Origin of the sequence: Streptomyces sp. NBRC 110035, from assembly GCF_000829695.1 — a bacterium.
Classification (GTDB): Bacteria; Actinomycetota; Actinomycetes; order Streptomycetales; family Streptomycetaceae; genus Streptomyces.
In genome coordinates this window covers 144,449-162,894 of sequence record NZ_BBNN01000015.1, presented here as the reverse complement: position 1 = coordinate 162,894, position 18,446 = coordinate 144,449, and the positions used below count along the sequence as shown (strand labels likewise).

15 protein-coding genes are annotated in these 18,446 nt (G+C 67.2%); 8 read left to right on the top strand and 7 right to left on the bottom strand.

The genetic code is table 11. The features are described from left to right. Positions 1-63 precede the first annotated feature (63 nt). Entirely contained in the window at positions 64-567 is a 504-nt protein-coding gene (locus tag TU30_RS00815) for a hypothetical protein (protein ID WP_042163209.1), read from the top strand. A 100-nt stretch (positions 568-667) separates the two neighbouring features. Here TU30_RS00815 and TU30_RS00810 read toward each other — a convergent pair whose 3' ends face one another. Beyond that, positions 668-2,134, bottom strand: coding sequence for a CCA tRNA nucleotidyltransferase (locus TU30_RS00810; RefSeq protein WP_042163208.1), 1,467 nt, complete (start codon positions 2,132-2,134; stop codon positions 668-670). 251 nt (positions 2,135-2,385) lie between these two features. On the opposite strand from TU30_RS00810, the gene TU30_RS00805 reads away from it, so the two are divergent. The 7 genes from TU30_RS00805 (at position 2,386) to trxA (ending at position 12,257) form a co-directional block, all read left to right on the top strand. Beyond that, on the top strand, positions 2,386-4,809 hold the full coding sequence (locus TU30_RS00805) for a DUF6049 family protein (RefSeq protein ID WP_042163206.1): 2,424 nt from the start codon (positions 2,386-2,388) through the stop codon (positions 4,807-4,809). Between the two features lie 44 nt (positions 4,810-4,853). After that, complete coding sequence (gene murJ / locus TU30_RS00800) at positions 4,854-7,175, top strand: murein biosynthesis integral membrane protein MurJ (protein ID WP_042163205.1); 2,322 nt, start codon at positions 4,854-4,856, stop codon at positions 7,173-7,175. Positions 7,176-7,316: 141 nt separating this feature from the next. Beyond that, positions 7,317-9,044: a protein kinase family protein gene (locus TU30_RS00795; RefSeq protein WP_042163203.1), complete on the top strand. Its 1,728-nt coding sequence runs from the start codon at positions 7,317-7,319 to the stop codon at positions 9,042-9,044. A 29-nt stretch (positions 9,045-9,073) separates the two neighbouring features. Continuing rightward, a complete protein-coding gene (sigM, locus tag TU30_RS00790) occupies positions 9,074-9,799 on the top strand; it encodes an RNA polymerase sigma factor SigM (RefSeq protein WP_042163201.1) in 726 nt (241 codons plus the stop codon). Continuing rightward, positions 9,796-10,722 carry an anti-sigma factor gene (locus tag TU30_RS00785; RefSeq protein WP_042163199.1) on the top strand — a complete coding sequence of 309 codons (927 nt, stop codon included), beginning with the start codon at positions 9,796-9,798 and terminating at the stop codon, positions 10,720-10,722. Before sigM ends, TU30_RS00785 begins: the two co-directional genes overlap by 4 nt. 192 nt (positions 10,723-10,914) lie before the next feature. Then, a complete protein-coding gene (trxB, locus tag TU30_RS00780; protein WP_042163197.1) occupies positions 10,915-11,883 on the top strand; it encodes a thioredoxin-disulfide reductase in 969 nt (322 codons plus the stop codon). Between the two features lie 41 nt (positions 11,884-11,924). Next, positions 11,925-12,257, top strand: coding sequence for a thioredoxin (gene trxA, locus TU30_RS00775; protein ID WP_042163195.1), 333 nt, complete (start codon positions 11,925-11,927; stop codon positions 12,255-12,257). A gap of 90 nt (positions 12,258-12,347) precedes the next feature. On the opposite strand, the gene TU30_RS00770 is transcribed toward trxA, so the two are convergent. From TU30_RS00770 to yidC, 6 genes are all read right to left on the bottom strand, one after another. Beyond that, positions 12,348-12,965 carry a GNAT family N-acetyltransferase gene (locus tag TU30_RS00770; protein WP_042163194.1) on the bottom strand — a complete coding sequence of 206 codons (618 nt, stop codon included), beginning with the start codon at positions 12,963-12,965 and terminating at the stop codon, positions 12,348-12,350. A 327-nt stretch (positions 12,966-13,292) separates the two neighbouring features. After that, entirely contained in the window at positions 13,293-14,393 is a 1,101-nt protein-coding gene (locus tag TU30_RS00765; protein ID WP_042163193.1) for a ParB/RepB/Spo0J family partition protein, read from the bottom strand. Continuing rightward, complete coding sequence (locus TU30_RS00760) at positions 14,390-15,466, bottom strand: ParA family protein (RefSeq protein ID WP_078878018.1); 1,077 nt, start codon at positions 15,464-15,466, stop codon at positions 14,390-14,392. Before TU30_RS00760 ends, TU30_RS00765 begins: the two co-directional genes overlap by 4 nt. Before the next feature lie 344 nt (positions 15,467-15,810). After that, entirely contained in the window at positions 15,811-16,530 is a 720-nt protein-coding gene (gene rsmG / locus TU30_RS00755) for a 16S rRNA (guanine(527)-N(7))-methyltransferase RsmG (protein ID WP_042163189.1), read from the bottom strand. Positions 16,531-16,645: 115 nt separating this feature from the next. After that, positions 16,646-17,158 (bottom strand): R3H domain-containing nucleic acid-binding protein, encoded by a 513-nt coding sequence (locus tag TU30_RS00750; protein ID WP_042163187.1) that lies wholly within the window; start codon positions 17,156-17,158, stop codon positions 16,646-16,648. 15 nt (positions 17,159-17,173) lie between these two features. Then, positions 17,174-18,445 carry a membrane protein insertase YidC gene (yidC, locus tag TU30_RS00745; RefSeq protein ID WP_042163185.1) on the bottom strand — a complete coding sequence of 424 codons (1,272 nt, stop codon included), beginning with the start codon at positions 18,443-18,445 and terminating at the stop codon, positions 17,174-17,176. Position 18,446: the final 1 nt, after the last annotated feature.

Sequence of the window (18,446 nt, the reverse complement as noted above, 5' to 3'; positions counted from 1 at the left end):
CTTACATGCGTCTTATCAACGCGCCATTCGCGCCATGTTCTTGTGTTCCAGGGGGACCTCCAAGTGACCACTCCGCCGCCTCAGGGCAACCCGTTCGCTCAGGGCCAGCAGCAGCCTCAGGGCCAGAACCCCTATGCCCAGGGCCAGCCGGGCTTTCCCCAGCAGGCCGGCCAGCCTGGATTCCCCCCGCAGGGCGCCCCCGTTCCGCCGGAGCAGCCGCGCCGCAAGATCGGCTTCAAGACGATCAAGAACATCGTCATCGTCGCGGTGGTCGCCGCTGTGGCCATCGGCGGTTTCATCGCCAGCCGGGACGACGCCAACACCGCGACAGTCGGCGACTGCATGCACCGCGGCAGCACCAGTGACAACAATCCCGACCTCGAGGTCGTCGACTGCGGCTCCTCGGACGCCCAGTACGAGGTGCTCGCCAAGATCGACGGTTCGTTCCTCTCCGACACCCTGGCTTCCAGCAAGTGCGAAGCCCAGGCCAAGGACTTCCAGTACGTGTACACCCAGAGCGGTGACGGCAAGGACTTCCTGCTCTGCCTGAAGGACTACAAGAAGTAAGGCGGCACACGGAGGGGCGGTGTTTCACGTGAAACACCGCCCCTCCGTGCACCTCGAACGGGGTCATGTTTCACGTGAAACATGACCCCGTTCCGCACTCTCAGCCTCGCTGTCCGGCCCACCACCCCTTGAGGGCCGCCACCGCCGCGTCGTGCTCCATCGGGCCGTTCTCCAGCCGCAGTTCCAGCAGGTGCTTGTACGCCTGGCCGACAGCCGGCCCAGGATTGACTCCGAGGATCTCCATGATCTGATTTCCGTCGAGGTCCGGACGGATGGCGTCGAGCTCCTCCTGTTCCTGGAGCTGGGCGATCCGCTCCTCCAGACCGTCGTACGCGCGCGCGAGGGCCGCTGCCCGGCGACGGTTGCGCGTCGTGCAGTCCGAGCGGGTCAGCTTGTGGAGCCGGCTCAGGAGCGGCCCCGCGTCGCGGACATAACGGCGGACGGCGGAGTCCGTCCACTCTCCCATTCCGTAACCGTGGAACCGCAGGTGGAGTTCCACCAGACGCGAGATGTCCTTGACCAGCTCGTTGGAGTACTTGAGGGCTGTCAGACGCTTCTTCGTCATCTTCGCCCCCACCACCTCGTGGTGGTGGAACGAGACCCGGCCGTCGTTCTCGAAACGGCGTGTACGCGGCTTCCCGATGTCGTGCAGCAGCGCCGCCAGGCGGAGAGTCAGGTCGGGGCCTTCCTCCTCCAGGGCCATCGCCTGTTCCAGAACGATCAGCGTGTGCTCATAGACGTCCTTGTGCCGGTGGTGCTCATCGCTCTCCAGGCGCAGGGCCGGCAGCTCGGGCAGTACATGATCGGCAAGCCCTGTGTCGACGAGCAGGGTCAGTCCCTTGCGGGGGTAAGCGGACAGAACCAGCTTGTTCAGCTCGTCCCGCACCCGTTCGGCGGAGACGATCTCGATGCGTCCGGCCATCTCCCGCAAAGCCGTGACCACTTCGGGAGCCACCTCGAAATCGAGCTGAGCGGAAAAACGTGCGGCTCGCATCATCCGCAGTGGATCGTCCGAGAAGGACGCCTCGGGGGTGCCCGGTGTACGCAGCACCCCTGCAGCGAGATCGTCCAGACCGCCGTACGGATCGATGAACTCCTTCTCGGGCAGGCCGACGGCCATCGCGTTCACGGTGAAGTCACGGCGGACGAGGTCCTCCTCGATGGAGTCTCCGTACGCCACCTCGGGCTTGCGTGACGTGCGGTCGTACGCCTCCGAGCGGTAGGTCGTCACCTCGATCTGGAAGCTTCGGTCAGCGTCTCCGACACGGGCCTCCTTCTGAGCTCCGACCGTGCCGAAGGCGATGCCCACCTCCCAGACCGCGTCCGCCCACGGACGGATGATCTTCAGAACGTCCTGCGGGCGGGCGTCGGTGGTGAAGTCCAGGTCGTTCCCGAGCCGGCCGAGCAGCGCGTCCCGGACCGAGCCGCCGACCAGAGCGAGTGAGAACCCGGCCTCCTGGAAGCGGCGGGCGAGGTCGTCGGCGACCGGGGCGACTCGCAGCAGCTCGTTCACCGCTCGGTCCTGCACCTGGCTCAGGGCACTGGTTTGTTCGTTGGCATTCGGCACAACAGAAAAGGGTACGTGGCCCGGGCGGCCGAAGGCTCATCCATTGATCTGCCCCGTCGACTCCCACAGTCCTCGCAGAGGGCCGACGTCCGCTCGCGGCAAGCGCTCCCCCTATACGGCCACATACGGGACAGCGCGACGGCCGGCCCGATCTTGCGGACCGGTCCGCGGCACTCAGCCACACGAGGCATCGTTACCATGCGTGGACGCACATCCGACGACCACTGACGACGATAGGGACGGGCGAGCGCGTGGCCGAGGCGGCAGACTTCCAGGGGATGAGTCCCTCACCTGCCCGCCGCTGGCTGCGGCGCACCGGCACCCTGTTCGCCGGAGTGCCCCTGCTGGCAGGTCTGCTTCACATGCCCGCCGTGGCGCCTGCGGCCGCCTCCACGGGGAGTGCCGCGCGGTCCGCCACCGACGCGGGCTCGGTCGCCGTCTCCGTGAACTCGCTCACGCCCAGCCTCCCCGGCGAGGGCGACACCGTCACGGTGTCCGGCACGGTGACCAACAAGGGCAAGCAAGCGGTCACCGACGCCCACGTCGGTCTGCGGGTGGGCCCTCTGCTGAACACACGTTCCGGGATCGACAGCGTCGCCCGGGACAGCGACGACATTCAGGGCGCCATCGGCCCGGAGATCGACGACAAGTACGCCCAGAAGTACACCGAGCTCACTCCCGGTGTCTCGCAACGCTTCAGCGTCTCCGTTCCAGTGGATGAGCTGAACCTCGGGAAGAACGGCGTCTACCAGGTGGCCGTGGCCCTCTCCGGGCAGACCGCCGCGCAGCCCTGGGAACAGACCCTCGGCGTCCGGCGGACGCTCCTGCCGTGGCAGCCCGACGAAGCCGACGCGAAGACGAGCACGACGTTCCTGTGGCCTCTGATCTCCACGGTCCACACGACGGCGGAGACAGGATCCAACGAGCAGCAGACCCCGGTCCTCCGTGACGACGACCTGGCCAAGGAAATCTCCCCGGGCGGCCGTCTGGACCGGATGGTGGCGCTGGGCAAGAACCTCGACGTCACCTGGGTGATCGATCCGGATCTGCTGGCGTCCGTCGACGCCATGACCGAGAGCTACGAGGTCCAGGGCGAGGGTGACACCACCACGCCCGGCGGTCATCAGGACACCGCCAAGCGGTGGCTCGCCGACGTACAGAGCGCGGTGAAGGGCAAAGAGGTCGTCGCACTGCCCTTCGGCGATCCGGATCTGGCCTCCCTCGCCCACAACGGCACCTCGGTCACCGGCTCCCTGAGTCATCTCAAGGAGGCCACGGACGTCGTCGTCAACACGGTGGAGCCGATCCTCCACGTGAAACCGGCTACGGACTTCGCCTGGCCCGTCAACGGCGCGGTGGACCCCTCCATCGTCAAGGTCGCCACCTCCGCCGGCGCCGACAAGGTGATCGCCCGCAGCGACAGCTTCCGGGAGACCGGGGACCTGTCGTACACGCCCTCGGCCGCCCGCCCCATCGGCGGCGGCACCACGGCGGTCGTAGCGGACTCCCGGCTGTCCACCGTGTTCCAGGGCGACATGACCAAGGCCTCCACGTCCACGCTCGCCGTCCAGCGGTTCCTGGCCCAGAGCCTGACGCTGAGCCTCCAGACCAGCCGGCAGCGCGGCGTCGTCGTCGCTCCCCAGCGCACTCCCACGGCCAGCCAGGCCCAGACAATGGCCGAAGCCCTGAAGGCCGTCCAGGACGGGAACTGGTCGGAGCCCGAGGACCTCACCGCTGCCGCGAAGGCCGAGCCGGACCCTGCCGCCACCACCGAGGTCCCCGCGGCCTCCTCGTACCCCTCCTCGCTGCGCAAGCAGGAACTGCCACGGTCCGCGTTCGAGCAGATCGCGAGGACGCAGGACAAGCTCGACAAGTTCAAGGTGATCCTCTCGGACCCGTCCCGGGTCGTGACCCCGTTCGGCCGGGCCCTGAACCGCGGGATGTCCGTCTCCTGGCGCGGCCGGATCTCCGAGGCGGCCACCTACCGCAGCGGTGTCGAGGCGTACCTCGACGGGCTCCTCGACCAGGTGAAGCTGATCGAAAAATCGGAGACGAAGCTCTCCGGCCGCAGCGCCACGATCCCCGTAACCGTCCAGAACAACCTGGTGCAGGGTGTCGAGAACCTGACGCTACGGCTCACCTCGACCAACCCGACCCGCCTCGAGATCGGCGGGGACGCCTACGAGGAACAGCCGGTCGCCGTCTCCGGCGGACACAGCCAGTCAGTGAAGTTCACCACGTCCGCCAACGCCAACGGCCGCGCGACGGTGATCGCCCAGCTGTACACGCAGGACGGCCAGAAGTACGGCGAGCCGGTCACCTTCGACGTCAAGGTCACCGAGATCACCGCCACGGTGATGCTGGTCATCGGCGGCGGTGTGCTGCTGCTCGTCCTCGCCGGTTTCCGGATGTACACGCAGCGCAAGCGTGCCGCGGCCCGCGAGGCCCAGGAGGTCCGGGAGCAGGACCGCACGGAGGACGAGGGCAACGACGACCCGCAGAACCCGGACGCCCCCGCGGAACGTCCTGCCGAGAAGCCGGAGAACGGCCCTGAGACGAAGAAGCCGGAAGCCGGCTCCGGAACGGACGGCCCACAGCAGCCGAGTGACCCGGTACCGGACACCGAACCGGAAACCGCAGACCCGTCCGGCACGGGTGAGAGAGTGGACCGTTGAGGATGTCGTGGCCGGTGGGCCCGGGACGATGAGGTGGGGTAACCATGAACGCGCCGTACGACGGTGACCGCGGCCATGCCGCGGGTAACTCGGGCCATCCCGAGTCGGACCCCCAGGGGAGTCCGCCGCCCGGTCACGACCCGGCGCCGCAGCCGCCCGCCGACACGTACCTCCAGGACGCCTACGACCAGGACCCCTACCGGGCGCAGGACATCGCCGCCCAGGACCCGGTCTCCGAGGCCCTGTACGACCGCGCGGCACACCCTCCGCCACCGCCGGGCACATACCCTCCTCAGCAGCCGTTGTACGGGCAGCCGCCCCGGTCGCTGTACGCGCCCGACCCACGGATCTGGGCCCAGGCGCCGGCTCCGGAGCCGGGCGGTCCCACCCAGCACCTCCCGTACGGGGACGACCCGCGCACGACGCAGTTCGTGGGCGTGGACGACCTGGTCGGTCAAGCCGGGGACCAGCGCCACGAGCCGGACGCCTTCGCCCACCTCTTCCGCGATCAGCAGCAGGGCGGCGGGCACGCCGGACCGCACGACGGGGAACTTTCCGGGCAGCAGGGCAGCGGGCACCCCGGCCACCAGCCGGTGACCGGCGGGCAGTCCTACGAGTCCGCTTCCGTGCCCGGACCGGCCTCTGCGGCCCCCGGTCACTACGCGGGCGCCACGCCTCCTTCGGTCGCCGAGGCTCCCGTGCCGGAACCGGCTCCCGCGGCTCCCCCGAAGAAGGGCGGCCGGGCCGGAGGGCTGCTGAAGTCCAGCGCCGTGATGGCGGCGGGCACGATGGTCTCCCGCCTCACGGGCTTCATCCGGTCCGCACTGATCGTCTCGGCTCTCGGCCTGGGCCTGCTCGGCGACTCGTTCCAGGTCGCGTACCAGTTGCCGACCATGATCTACATCCTCACCGTCGGCGGTGGCCTCAACTCCGTCTTCGTGCCGCAGCTCGTCCGTGCCATGAAGGACGACGCCGACGGTGGCGTCGCGTACGCCAACCGGCTGCTCACCCTCGTGATGGCGGCCCTGGCCGCACTGACCGCCGTCGCGTGGCTCGCCGCACCGCTCCTCGTAAGGGCGCTGTCGAACCCGGTCGCCTCCGATTCTTCGGCCAACGAGGTCGCCGTCACCTTCACCCGCTACTTCCTGCCCTCGATCTTCTTCATGGGCGTGCACGTGGTGATGGGGCAGATCCTCAACGCGCGCGGCCGGTTCGGCGCGATGATGTGGACTCCGGTCCTCAACAACATCGTCATCATCGTGACCCTCGGTACGTTCATCTACGTCTACGGCACCGCAGCCGACTCACGGATGACCGTCACGAGTATCCCGCCGGAGGGCCAGCGTCTCCTCGGCGTCGGTGTCCTGCTCGGTCTCGTCGTCCAGGCTCTGGCCATGATCCCGTACCTGCGCGAGACGGGATTCCGCATCCGTCTGCGCTTCGACTGGAAGGGTCACGGGCTGGGCAAGGCGGCGATGCTCGCCAAGTGGACCATCCTGTTCGTGCTCGCCAACCAGGCGGGCGCGCTGGTCGTGACCCAGCTGTCCACCGCTGCCGGTCTGGACTCCGATGTCCAGGGCACCGGTTTCGCCGCCTATGCCAACGCCCAGCTGATCTGGGGCCTGCCGCAGGCCATCATCACCGTCTCCCTGATGGCCGCCCTGCTGCCCCGTATCTCCCGCTCGGCGGCAGAGGACGACGGCGGCGCCGTCCGGGACGACATCTCCCAGGGCCTGCGCACCACGGCCGTCGCGATCGTGCCGATCGCCTTCGGCTTCATCGCGCTCGGCATCCCGATGTGCACCCTGATCTTCGGCTCCTCGGGTATCAGCGAAGCGACCAACATGGGCTACATGCTGATGGCCTTCGGCCTCGGCCTGATTCCCTACTCCGTCCAGTACGTCGTCCTGCGTGCCTTCTACGCCTACGAGGACACCCGAACCCCCTTCTACAACACGGTCATCGTTGCCGCGGTCAACGCGGTCGCCTCGGCGGTCTGCTTCTTCGTCCTCCCGGCCCGCTGGGCTGTGGTCGGCATGGCCGCCTCGTACGGCGTGGCCTACGCGACCGGCGTCGGTATCGCCTGGCGACGGCTGCGCACGAAGCTGGGCGGGGACCTGGACGGCGCCCGGGTCCTGCGGACGTACGCCCGGTTGTGCATCGCCTCGGTTCCGGCCGCACTGCTCGCCGGCGCGATCTGCTACGGGATCGGACACACCCTCGGTCAGGGCGTCGTCGGTTCCTTCACCGCGCTGGTGGCCGGTGGAGCCCTGCTGCTCGGCGTCTTCTTCGTCGCCGCGCGCCGGATGCGCATCGTGGAGGTCAACTCGCTGGTCGGTATGGTCCGCGGACGCCTGGGACGGTAAGGCGCGGGTAGGCGCACAACCATCGTCAGCCCTTGTGTGTCGTGCATAGCGGCGGACTGTGGGCACAATTGGTTTCGGCGTCGGACGGCGCGCACGGGCCGTCGCCCGACGCGCACATGGATGGGGAGGCAGGGAACGACGGTGGCGGAACGGAGCACAGCTGCCGTCGACGTGGCAGACAACAGCGGCGACCAGTCGCTGACCGCGCAGGCGGACCAGTCCACGGCCGACGGGGTGGCCAAGAACCGGGAGCAGGACACGAACAGCGACGCGGCACAGGAGAACACCGGGACCGACGGTTCCGGGAAGACACCGCCGCTCGAACTGCACAGCGGTCACAAGCTCGCCAGACGCTACCGCCTCGAAGAGTGCGTCACCCGTCTGGACGGATTCAGCAGTTGGCGTGCCGTGGACGAGAAGCTCCGCCGTGCCGTCGGCGTGCACATCCTGCCCGCACACCACTCGCGTGCCCGCTCCGTCCTGGCCGCGGCCCGTTCCTCCGCCCTGCTGGGCGACCCCCGCTTCGTTCAGGTCCTGGACGCGGTGGAGGAGGACGACGTCGTTTACGTCGTCCACGAGTGGCTTCCCGATGCCACCGAGTTGACCGCCCTCCTGGCGGCCGGACCGCTGGAGGCGTACGACGCCTACCAGATGACCAGTCAGATCTCCTCCGCCATGGCCGCGGCCCACCGCGAGGGGCTCTCCCATCTGCGCCTGAACCCCAACGCGGTACTGCGCACCTCGACCGGCCAATGGCGTATCCGGGGCCTCGCGGTGAACGCGGCGCTGCGCGGCATCGACTCCGACACCCCACAGCGCACGGACACCGAGTCCGTCGGCGCCCTGCTGTACGCAGCGCTCACTCAGCGCTGGCCGTACGAGAGTGACGCCTATGGTCTGTCCGGGCTGCCGAAGGACATCGGTCTGATCCCGCCCGACCAGGTACGGGCCGGCGTCCACCGGGGCCTGTCCGAGCTCGCCATGCGCGCCCTGGCCAACGACGGGGCCACCGCGTCCCGCCACGAGTCCCCCTGCACCTCACCGGAGGAACTGGTGAAGGCGATCGGCGAGATGCCCCGCATCCGTCCGCCGGAGCCCGCGTTCACCACTCCACCGGACTACCAGCGCACGACCTACCAGCAGGGCTCCTACGGTCGTCCGGCATCCCGTCCGGGTGCGCGTGTCACACAGCAGCCGGCGCCCGTCCCGCCGCCGCCGCTGCAAAGCCGTACGGGCAAGGCCCTGAAGTGGGCTGTGTCGGCACTGCTGATCGCCGCGCTCGGTCTGGGCAGTTGGCAGCTCGCCGACGCTCTCATCGACCAGAATGGCAACGCGGGCGACACCAACAAGACCCAGACGACGGACGAGGACGACAAGAGCGGCGACAAGCCCAAGCCGGCCGAGCCGCTCACGATCCAGGGCGCTCAGGAGTACGTTGCGACGGGCGGAGCCCAGGCCCCGGGGGACGTCGCCAAGACGTACGACAACGACAGCGAGACCTACTGGCGGACCAAGAAGTACAACGAGGGCCCGACGCTCGCCCCGTACAAACCCGGCGTGGGCATCGTCTACGACCTCGGCTCGGCCAAGAAGATCTCGTCGGCTTCGATAGGCCTCCGCTACACCGGTGACCACACAACGGTGCATCTCTATGCGACGGATTCGCTGACCCCGTCGACCGGAGTCGACGGCATGAAGGAGATCGCGACCGGCACGACCAGTAGCGAATCCCTGGACGTGAAGGCGTCGGAAGCCGTGACGTCGCGGTACGTGCTGCTGTGGATCACGGCGGTACCGAACGCGCCCGCCGACGGCTACAGCAGCGCCGGCTACAAGCAGGCCATCACCGACCTGAAGTTCACCGGCTGACGTCTCGCCGAGCGAGGGGAGGGGTCCCGATGCCGGATGGCACCGCGCACCACGACATGAACGATCAGGACCTCCTCGCCCGTCACGTGGAAGGCGACCCGGACGCCTTCGGTGAGCTCGTCCGCCGGCACCGGGACCGGCTCTGGGCGGTCGCCCTGCGGACCCTGGGGGACCGTGAGGAGGCCGCTGACGCGGTTCAGGACGCCCTTGTCTCCGCCTACCGGGCCGCCCACACCTTCCGGGGCCAGTCGGCCGTCACGACGTGGCTGCACCGGATCACGGTGAACGCCTGCCTGGACCGTGCGCGCAAGGCGACATCCCGGAAGACCTCCCCCGTCGACGACACGGAGCGCCTGGAGCAGCTGCTGGAGCCCCATGAGCCCGCTTCGGCTCCCGCGGAACGGAACGATCTGCACCGCCAGCTCATCGAAGCGATGGGGACGCTTCCGCCCGATCAGCGGGCGGCGCTCGTCCTCGTGGACATGCAGGGCTACCCGGTGGCCGAGGCCGCCCGCATCCTTGACGTGCCCACCGGCACGGTGAAGAGCCGCTGCGCCCGGGGCAGAGCCAGACTCCTGCCTCTTCTGCATCATCTGCGACCGGACGGCAGCGGTGACGGCAGGAAGCGGGGTGAGGAGCGGAACCGGACGCAGGGGGCATCCGTCCCACCCACAGCGGGACCACGTCGAGCGGATCCGCCGGATACAGGACCGAGTGACCCAGCGGCAGTGAAGGGCGGAGGTGGGCGAGCGTGACCTCGACGACAGACATGACGGAGCACCCAGGCGTCGAGGAGATCTCCGACCTCACCGAAGGGCTTCTGTCGCCCGCCCGGGACACCGCTGTGCGTCGACACCTGGGCGAGTGTGAGCTCTGCGCGGGCGTCCGCGCCTCGCTGGAGGAGATCCGAGGACTGCTCGGCACAATGCCGGGTCCACCGCGTATGCCGGACGAGATGGCGAGCCGTATCGATGCCGCGCTCGCCGCGGAGGCTCTGCTCCACGCCACAGTGCCGGATCCGCAGGGCATCACCGACCCGGTCGGCACAGAACCGGTCGACGCTTCCCCTGCCCTGTCCGATGCAGATCGCGCGCATGTTTCACGTGAAACAGCGGCATCGGTGGACCGCCCCGCTGGGCGCCCTCGGCCGTCCACCACCGGTCCGGGCCGCAAGGGCCGCATGCACCGTGGACGCCGTCGGGCCGCTGTGCTGGGAACAGTGTTCACCGTGGCGGCCCTGGGGCTCGGCACGGTATTCCTGTCCTCCCAGAACGAGGATCCGGGGGACGGTCAGCAGACGACCTCCACGGATACTTTCTCCGAGGGAAAGCTGGAGAAGCGGGTCTCCGACCTTCTCACACAGGGCCAGATGAAAACCGGCTCCTCCAGCAGCCCGCAGACCTTCGGTCTCGAGTCGGCGCCCGGTTCGGCCACCGGCCCCAGGGTGCTCAAGTCCGCGGTTCCGGAATGCATCCGCAAAGGGATCGGCCACGATGACGCCGCCCTCGCCACGGAGGAAGGCATCTACGAGGGGCGAGAGGTCCTGCTGGTGGTACTTCCCGATCCCTCCGACGACACCCGGGTGACCGCATACATCGTCGATGCTTCCTGTGTCTCCCATCCCTCTTCCGCCTCTGCGGCGAAGGTTCTGCTGAAGCACTCCTACACACGCGCCTGACGGCCGACGCTTCACCCACACCCTGTGTGGTATTCCCTACCCTGTGCGCCTCCCGAGCCCGCCCGCGGACCGCCTCCGTGTACTCGGGCCCAGCGGGAATGCGCGCCCCATAGGATCCGTTGGGTGAGGTGAGAGTTCAGACAGAGACTCCCACCGGTCGGATGACACAGACCAGAGACGAGGAATCAAGCCGTGAGCGACGTCCGTAACGTGATCATCATTGGTTCGGGGCCGGCCGGCTATACCGCGGCGCTCTACACCGCCCGTGCGTCGCTGAAGCCTCTGGTGTTCGAGGGCGCCGTCACCGCCGGTGGCGCGCTGATGAACACGACCGATGTCGAAAACTTCCCAGGTTTCCAGGACGGCATCATGGGCCCCGAGCTCATGGACAACATGCGCGCCCAGGCAGAGCGCTTTGGTGCCGAGCTCATTCCGGACGACGTGGTCTCCGTCGACCTGACCGGCGAGATCAAGACGGTCACGGACACCGCGGGCACGGTCCACAAGGCGAAGGCTGTCATCGTCACCACCGGCTCGCAGCACCGCAAGCTCGGCCTGCCCAACGAGGATGCCCTCTCCGGCCGTGGTGTCTCCTGGTGTGCCACATGTGACGGCTTCTTCTTCAAGGACCAGGACATCGCCGTCATCGGTGGCGGTGACACCGCGATGGAGGAGGCCACCTTCCTCTCCCGGTTCGCCAAGTCCGTCACGATCATCCACCGCCGCGACACCCTGCGGGCCTCGAAGGCGATGCAGGAGCGCGCCATCGCCGACCCGAAGATCTCGTTCGTCTGGGACAGCGAGGTCGCTGAGGTCCAGGGCGACCAGAAGCTCTCGGGTCTGAAGCTGAGGAACGTCAAGACCGGTGAACTTTCGGATCTGGCGGTGACCGGTCTGTTCATCGCCATCGGGCACGACCCTCGCACGGAGCTCTTCAAGAGTCAGCTGGAACTGGACGACGAGGGTTACCTGAAGGTCGAGGCGCCGTCGACGCGTACGAACCTCACCGGCGTGTTCGGCGCCGGTGATGTGGTTGACCACACCTACCGCCAGGCGATCACCGCGGCCGGTACGGGCTGTGCCGCCGCCCTCGACGCCGAGAGGTTCCTGGCAGCTCTCTCCGACGAGAAGCAGGCCGAGCCCGAGAAGACCGCTGTCTGACCCCCACCCGCCCCACGCATCAACCAGTTAAGGAGCCCGCCGTGGCCGGCACCCTGAAGAACGTGACGGACGATTCCTTCGATGAGGACGTCCTCAAGAACGACAAGCCTGTCCTGGTGGACTTCTGGGCCGCCTGGTGCGGTCCTTGCCGCCAGATCGCTCCTTCTCTTGAGGCGATTGCCGCGGAGTACGGGGACAAGATCGAGGTCGTCAAGCTGAACATCGACGAGAACCCGGGTACGGCCGCCAAGTACGGCGTCATGTCCATTCCGACCCTGAACGTCTACCAGGGTGGCGAGGTCGCCAAGACCATCGTCGGTGCCAAGCCGAAGGCCGCGATCGTCCGCGACCTCGAGGACTTCATCGCCGAATGACCGCCGACCGCTTCGCCGGCGGCGCATGTTTCACGTGAAACGCCAAGGGGCCGACCCAGTGGGTCGGCCCCTTGGCATTACCGGCCCTCGTCAGAGGGGGCGCAATGCCGGTTCCTTCTGGACAGCTCCAAGCAGGCGGTCCAATGCCATCTCGACGTCGTCCTTCCATGAGAGCGTCGTCCGCAGTTCCAGCCTGAGTCGGGGATACGTGGGGTGCTGACGGACCGTCTTGAATCCCACTGCCAGGAGATGGTCAGCGGGCAGCACACAGGCCGGCGTCTTCCAACGCGCGTCGCCGAAGGCTTCGATCGCTTTGAACCCACGACGCAACAAGTCCTTCGCCACCGTCTGCACCATCACCCTCCCCAGCCCTTGGCCCTGATGGCCCGGCACGATGAACGCGGTCATCAACTGCACCGCATCGGGTGACACAGGGCTCGTGGGAAAGGCCATGGCGCGCGGCACATAGGCGGGCGGGGCATAGAGAACGAAACCCGCGGGGATGTCATCCACATAGACGACTCTTCCGCACGATCCCCAGTCCAGCAGGACAGCGGAGATCCACGACTCCTTCTCGACCGCCGGCGTGCCCGCCTTTACCGCTGCCTCACCACTGACGGGGTCGAGCTCCCAGAAGACACACGAGCGACAGGTCTGCGGAAGGTCCTGAAGGTTGTCCAGCGTGAGCGGTACGAGCCGACGCCCCATGAAGCCTGTGCCTCGCTTCCTTCGCCTGCTGCCTCGCGGACGGTTCTCAGAGCGTGCCGCTCTTTGAGCAGGCTGCCGACGAACCCACCGAAGACGGCAACCGCCAGCCCTGTTCTCACCAGTCCAGTGCGACTCATCATTCGCATGGCCCCTGCCTTGCGCTCAGAGGTTCAGAGGTACGGCCGGTGAATCACCCCGTATGTGAATGCATCGTATCCATGAAGCGATTCCGTCGATACCGACAAAAAGCAAAGGGCGGATCATGATCCGCCACATACCGGACATGATCCGCCCCTGGTCGGCTGTTCGGCTGACCGAGCCGATGTCTCAGGAATCGCCCTCTGCGGCGTCGTCGCCCACGAGGCTCTTCTGCAGAACCGGCCCCTCATCGGGAGCAAGCGTGCCGAGGATGCGCTCGAGATCCTCCATGGAGGCGAACTCGACGGTGATCTTTCCCTTCTTCTGCCCCAGGTCGACCTTCACCCGCGTCTCGAAGCGATCCGAGAGACGCGTGGCCAGATCTGACAGCGCCGGTGCCACCAGGGTGCCCGCCCTCGGCCCCTTGGAGCGCGGCGCCTTCTGCGGGCCTGACCCCATCAGGGTGACGATCTCCTCCACAGCCCGTACCGAGAGCCCTTCGGCGACGATCCGATGGGCCAGCCTGTCCTGTTCCTCGGAGTCCTCGACGGACAGCAGGGCCCGCGCATGTCCCGCGGAGAGGACTCCGGCAGCCACCCTGCTCTGGACCCTCGGCGAGAGCTTCAGCAGACGCAGGGTGTTGGACACCTGCGGGCGGGAGCGACCGATACGGTCCGCCAGCTGGTCGTGGGTGCAGTTGAAGTCCTTGAGCAACTGGTCGTAGGCGGCTGCCTCTTCCAGCGGGTTCAACTGGGCCCGGTGCAGGTTCTCCAGAAGGGCGTCCAGAAGGAGTTTCTCGTCCTCCGTGGCCCGGACGATCGCCGGAATGACCTCGAGCCCCGCCAGGCGGCAGGCCCTCCAACGGCGCTCACCCATGATGAGCTCGTAGTGCGTCGGCCCGACCTGCCGTACGACCACGGGCTGAAGGAGGCCGACCTCCTTGATGGACGTGACGAGCTCGGCCAGCGCGTCCTCGTCGAAGACCGCACGAGGCTGACGCGGGTTCGGCTTGATGGAATCGAGGGGAATCTCAGCGAAGTGTGCACCCAGGGGAGGCATGGGAGTCTCCGCTGCGCCCTGGGGCGAAGGCTCCTCTGTTTCACGTGGAACAGAGGGCAGCTCGGCCAGTTTCGCAGCGGCTACCCCGCGCTCGTTCGACACCACCGGCGAGCCGGCGGGAGGCACGGAAGCAGCGCCTCCCGCTATGGCCGGGGGGGCCAACTTCTCTGTCGGGGCAGCAGGGATCAGCGCGCCGAGACCACGACCCAGCCCTCTCCGTCGCTCACTCACTGGACGCCCTCCACCATGCTCGGATCGTTCTGCTGTGCGCCGATGTGCGCGTTCGATGCGTCATAGCTGACGCCTACGCCCCTCAACGCGATCTCTCGTGCCGCCTCGAGGTAGGAGAGGGCACCGCTCGATCCAGGATCGTAAGTCAGTACCGTCTGCCCATAACTCGGCGCCTCCGAGATGCGTACGGAACGAGGAATGCTCGTCCGTAGCACCTCTTCACCGAAATGACTGCGTACCTCGTCCGCGACCTGGGACGCGAGCCGCGTCCGGCCGTCGTACATGGTGAGCAGGATCGTCGATACATGCAGGGAGGGGTTGAGGTGCCCCCGTACCAGATCGACATTGCGGAGCAGCTGCCCCAGGCCTTCCAGCGCGTAGTACTCGCACTGAATCGGGATCAGGACCTCCTGACCTGCCACCATCGCATTGACTGTCAGCAGGCCGAGCGACGGGGGGCAGTCGATGAGGACGTAGTCCAGAGGCTGCTCGTAGGCCTGGATCGCACGCTGCAGCCGGCTCTCCCGTGCCACCAGGGACACCAGCTCGATCTCCGCACCGGCAAGATCGATCGTGGCGGGGGCGCAGAAAAGACCTTCCACATCAGGGACCGGCTGGACCACTTCTGCCAGTGGCCTGCTCTCGACCAACACGTCGTAGATGGAGGGAACCTCGGCGTGGTGATCGATACCCAAGGCCGTGGATGCGTTGCCCTGAGGGTCGAGGTCGATCACCAGGACCCGAGCCCCATGGAGCGCGAGTGACGCGGCAAGGTTGACGGTCGTCGTTGTCTTGCCGACGCCGCCCTTCTGGTTGGCGACCACCATGAGGCGTGTCTGTTCAGGCCGCGGCAGGCCCTCGCCCGCGCGGCCCAGTGCGTCCACCGCCAGCTGGGCAGCACGGCCGATGGGAGTGTCGTCCATCGGAGGCGGTGTTTCACGTGAAACATCCGCCCCCATCGATTCGGTACGGGGACCGGGGACCGGATCGGTCATCGGTCCCGCGATGTTGGCGTCGGACCGCAAGGATTCACTCTCCTCGACTTCAGACTCGCAATGAACAGAGCCTCCCATGTCTTCGGGGTCGTGAACCAGTGAGGCTTTGCGTTCTGTGGAGAAAACCACCTCTGTGGACAACTCCGTCCCCCCCAAGGGGGATGAACTCTCTTCGGGAACAGGACCCTCTCCGAGTGAACCGAGAGGCTTACGGTCGCGGGGTTCGGCCGCGGCTCGACCGCGGCTGATGATGCCGTGCAGCAGGGAACGACGTTTCACGTGAAACACGATGCACAGCAGCCGGGGCCGCGCTGCCTCGACACTCCGGCACGCAGAGGTTCGGCAGCTTGTGTGGAGTACGTCTGACCTCTCAGAGCGTATGCCTGACAGTCAGCCGTCCTGCCGCAGGGCGTGCGTACCCGTTACCCGCGTCGGCGCCGCACACGTCCCGTGCGGGCAGCCTTCGCACGCTTCGCCGCGAAGCGCACACCTCCAGGGCTTTCCCCGACCTCGACGCGCACGACCGTGGACATCGGATCCACCACCCCCTCACCCACATGCACGACCGATGTGGCCACTGCGCCGAGCTTGTTCAGAGCAGCGGTCGCGCTTTTCAGCTCCTCCTCAGCAGCATCACCCTTGAGTGCGAGCATCTCTCCGTAGGGTCGCAGCAAGGGGATGCCCCACGTGGCGAGACGGTCGAGTGGAGCCACAGCCCGCGCGGTCACCACATGCACCGGAGGCAGCGTTCCCATGACCTCCTCGGCTCGCCCACGGACGACCGTCACATGGTCCAGACCCAGCAGCTCCACGACTTCGGTCAGGAAGGTGGTACGCCGTAGCAGCGGCTCCAAGAGCGTGATCTTGAGATCCTCCCGGGCCAGAGCCAAAGGAATGCCGGGCAGGCCGGCACCTGAGCCGACATCACACACCGTCACGCCCTCGGAGACGACCTCCGAGAGCACCGCGCAGTTCAGCAGATGCCGCCCCCACAGCCGGGGCACCTCCCGCGGACCGATCAGACCACGCTGCACGCCCGCCTCGGCAAGCAGCTCCGCGTAACGCACCGCGTCCGCAAAGCGATCGCCAAACACTTCACGAGCCTGTTCGGGAGCGGGGGGAAGCTCTGCTGCCTCCGTCACGGTGGACCGTCCTTCCGTATGGTGCCGACGCACGGGCCGACACCACAGAACTATCAGGCTGACAAAATTCGGCCCCGTCTGCGCAACAGACGGGGCCGGTGGGACGTGGAACCGTTCAGGCGGGAAGCACGACAACGAAGCGCTGCGGCTCCTCACCCTCGGACTCACTGCTCAGGCCGGCGGCCTTGACCGCGTCGTGCACGACCTTGCGCTCGAACGGCGTCATCGGGTCGAGCTTCACGGGCTCACCGCTGCTCCTGGCCTCGGCGGCCGCCTTCGCGCCGAGCTCGGACAGCTCGGCCCGCTTCTTGGCACGGTATTCCGCGATGTCAAGCATCAGCCGACTGCGGTCACCGGTCTCACGGTGCACGGCCAGGCGCGTGAGTTCCTGGAGCGCTTCGAGTACCTCGCCGTCACGACCGACCAGCTTCTGCAGGTCACGGCCGGACGAGTCACTGATGATCGAGACAGAGGCACGGTCGGCCTCGACGTCCATGTCGATGTCACCGTCGAGGTCGGCGATGTCGAGCAGACCCTCGAGGTAGTCCGCTGCGATCTCGCCCTCCTGCTCCAAGCGGGTCAGGGTATCTACGCCCTCGGCAGCGGCGGAGGTGGTGCCTTCCGTCACGGGATGGACTCCTTCTTACTTCTTGGACGGGGACTTGGGCCGCTGCGGGCCCTTGCGCTGTCCGGACTGGGCCTTGCTGCGGGTGCTTCCGCCGGGCTTCGCGTTGCCCTTCTTGGCAGGGACGGCGGGCTTGACGTCGTCCTGGGGTTCCTCGGCCTTGGTCAGCGAGGGGGTCTCACCGGCTGCCTTCGCCGCACCGCCCTGGCGCTGGGATTTGCTCTGCCGCTTGGGCTGCTGCCGCTTCGCGGCCTGGGCCGTGGTCGGGGCACCGTCCTCCGCCTGGGCGGCGGCCGTGGCGTCGCTCTTGACCACCGCGCCGTCGGTCTGGGCCGCGAGACCTGCCTTGTTCAGCCCGTTGATGAACTTGCGCTCGTACTCGTTACGGTCCCGGCCCTTGGCGACGATGGCCTTGACGATGGCACGCTCACGGCGGTTGCGGGTCTTGCCGTGCCGGGTGACGGTCTTGGAGAAGCGCTCCAGGTAAGCGGCCTGTGCCTTGGAACCCGGCGTCGGGTTGTTGTGGATGACGTACATCTGCTGGCCCATGGTCCACACGTTGGTGGTCAGCCAGTAGACGAGGACACCGACGGGGAAGTTGATACCGAAGACGGCGAAGATGACGGGGAAGACGTACATCAGCATCTTCTGCTGCTGCATGAACGGCGTCTTCACCGTGGTGTCGACGTTCTTCGTCATCAGCTGGCGCTGCGTGTAGAACTGCGACAGCGACATCAACACGATCATGAGCGCCGTGATGATGCGCACATCGGTCAGGGAGGCGTTGAGGGCCTCGACCTTGTCCGCGTTGTCCGTGAACTTCGCCGCGAGCGGGGCACCGAAAATGTGCGCCTTCTGCGCGCTTTCCAGCAGACGCTCGTTGATCACGCCGACGGTGTCGTTGGACGCGATGCTGTTGAGCACGTGGTACAGGGCGAAGAAGAACGGGGACTGCGCCAGGATGGGAAGGCACGAGGAGAGCGGGTTGGTGCCCGCATCCTTGTACAGCTTCATCATCTCTTCGGACTGGCGCTGCTTGTCGTTCTTGTAGCGCTCCTGGATCTTCTTCATCTCCGGCTGGAGCGTCTGCATCGCGCGCGTCGCCTTGATCTGCTTCACGAAGAGCGGGATCAGGCAGATACGGATCAGAATCACCAGGGACACGATGGACAGGCCCCAGGCCCATCCGGTGTCCGGGCCGAAGAGGGCCCCGTACACGCTGTGGAACTGGACGATGACCCAGGAGACAGGTGTCGTGATGAAGCTGAAGAGGCTGGCAATCGTGTCCACT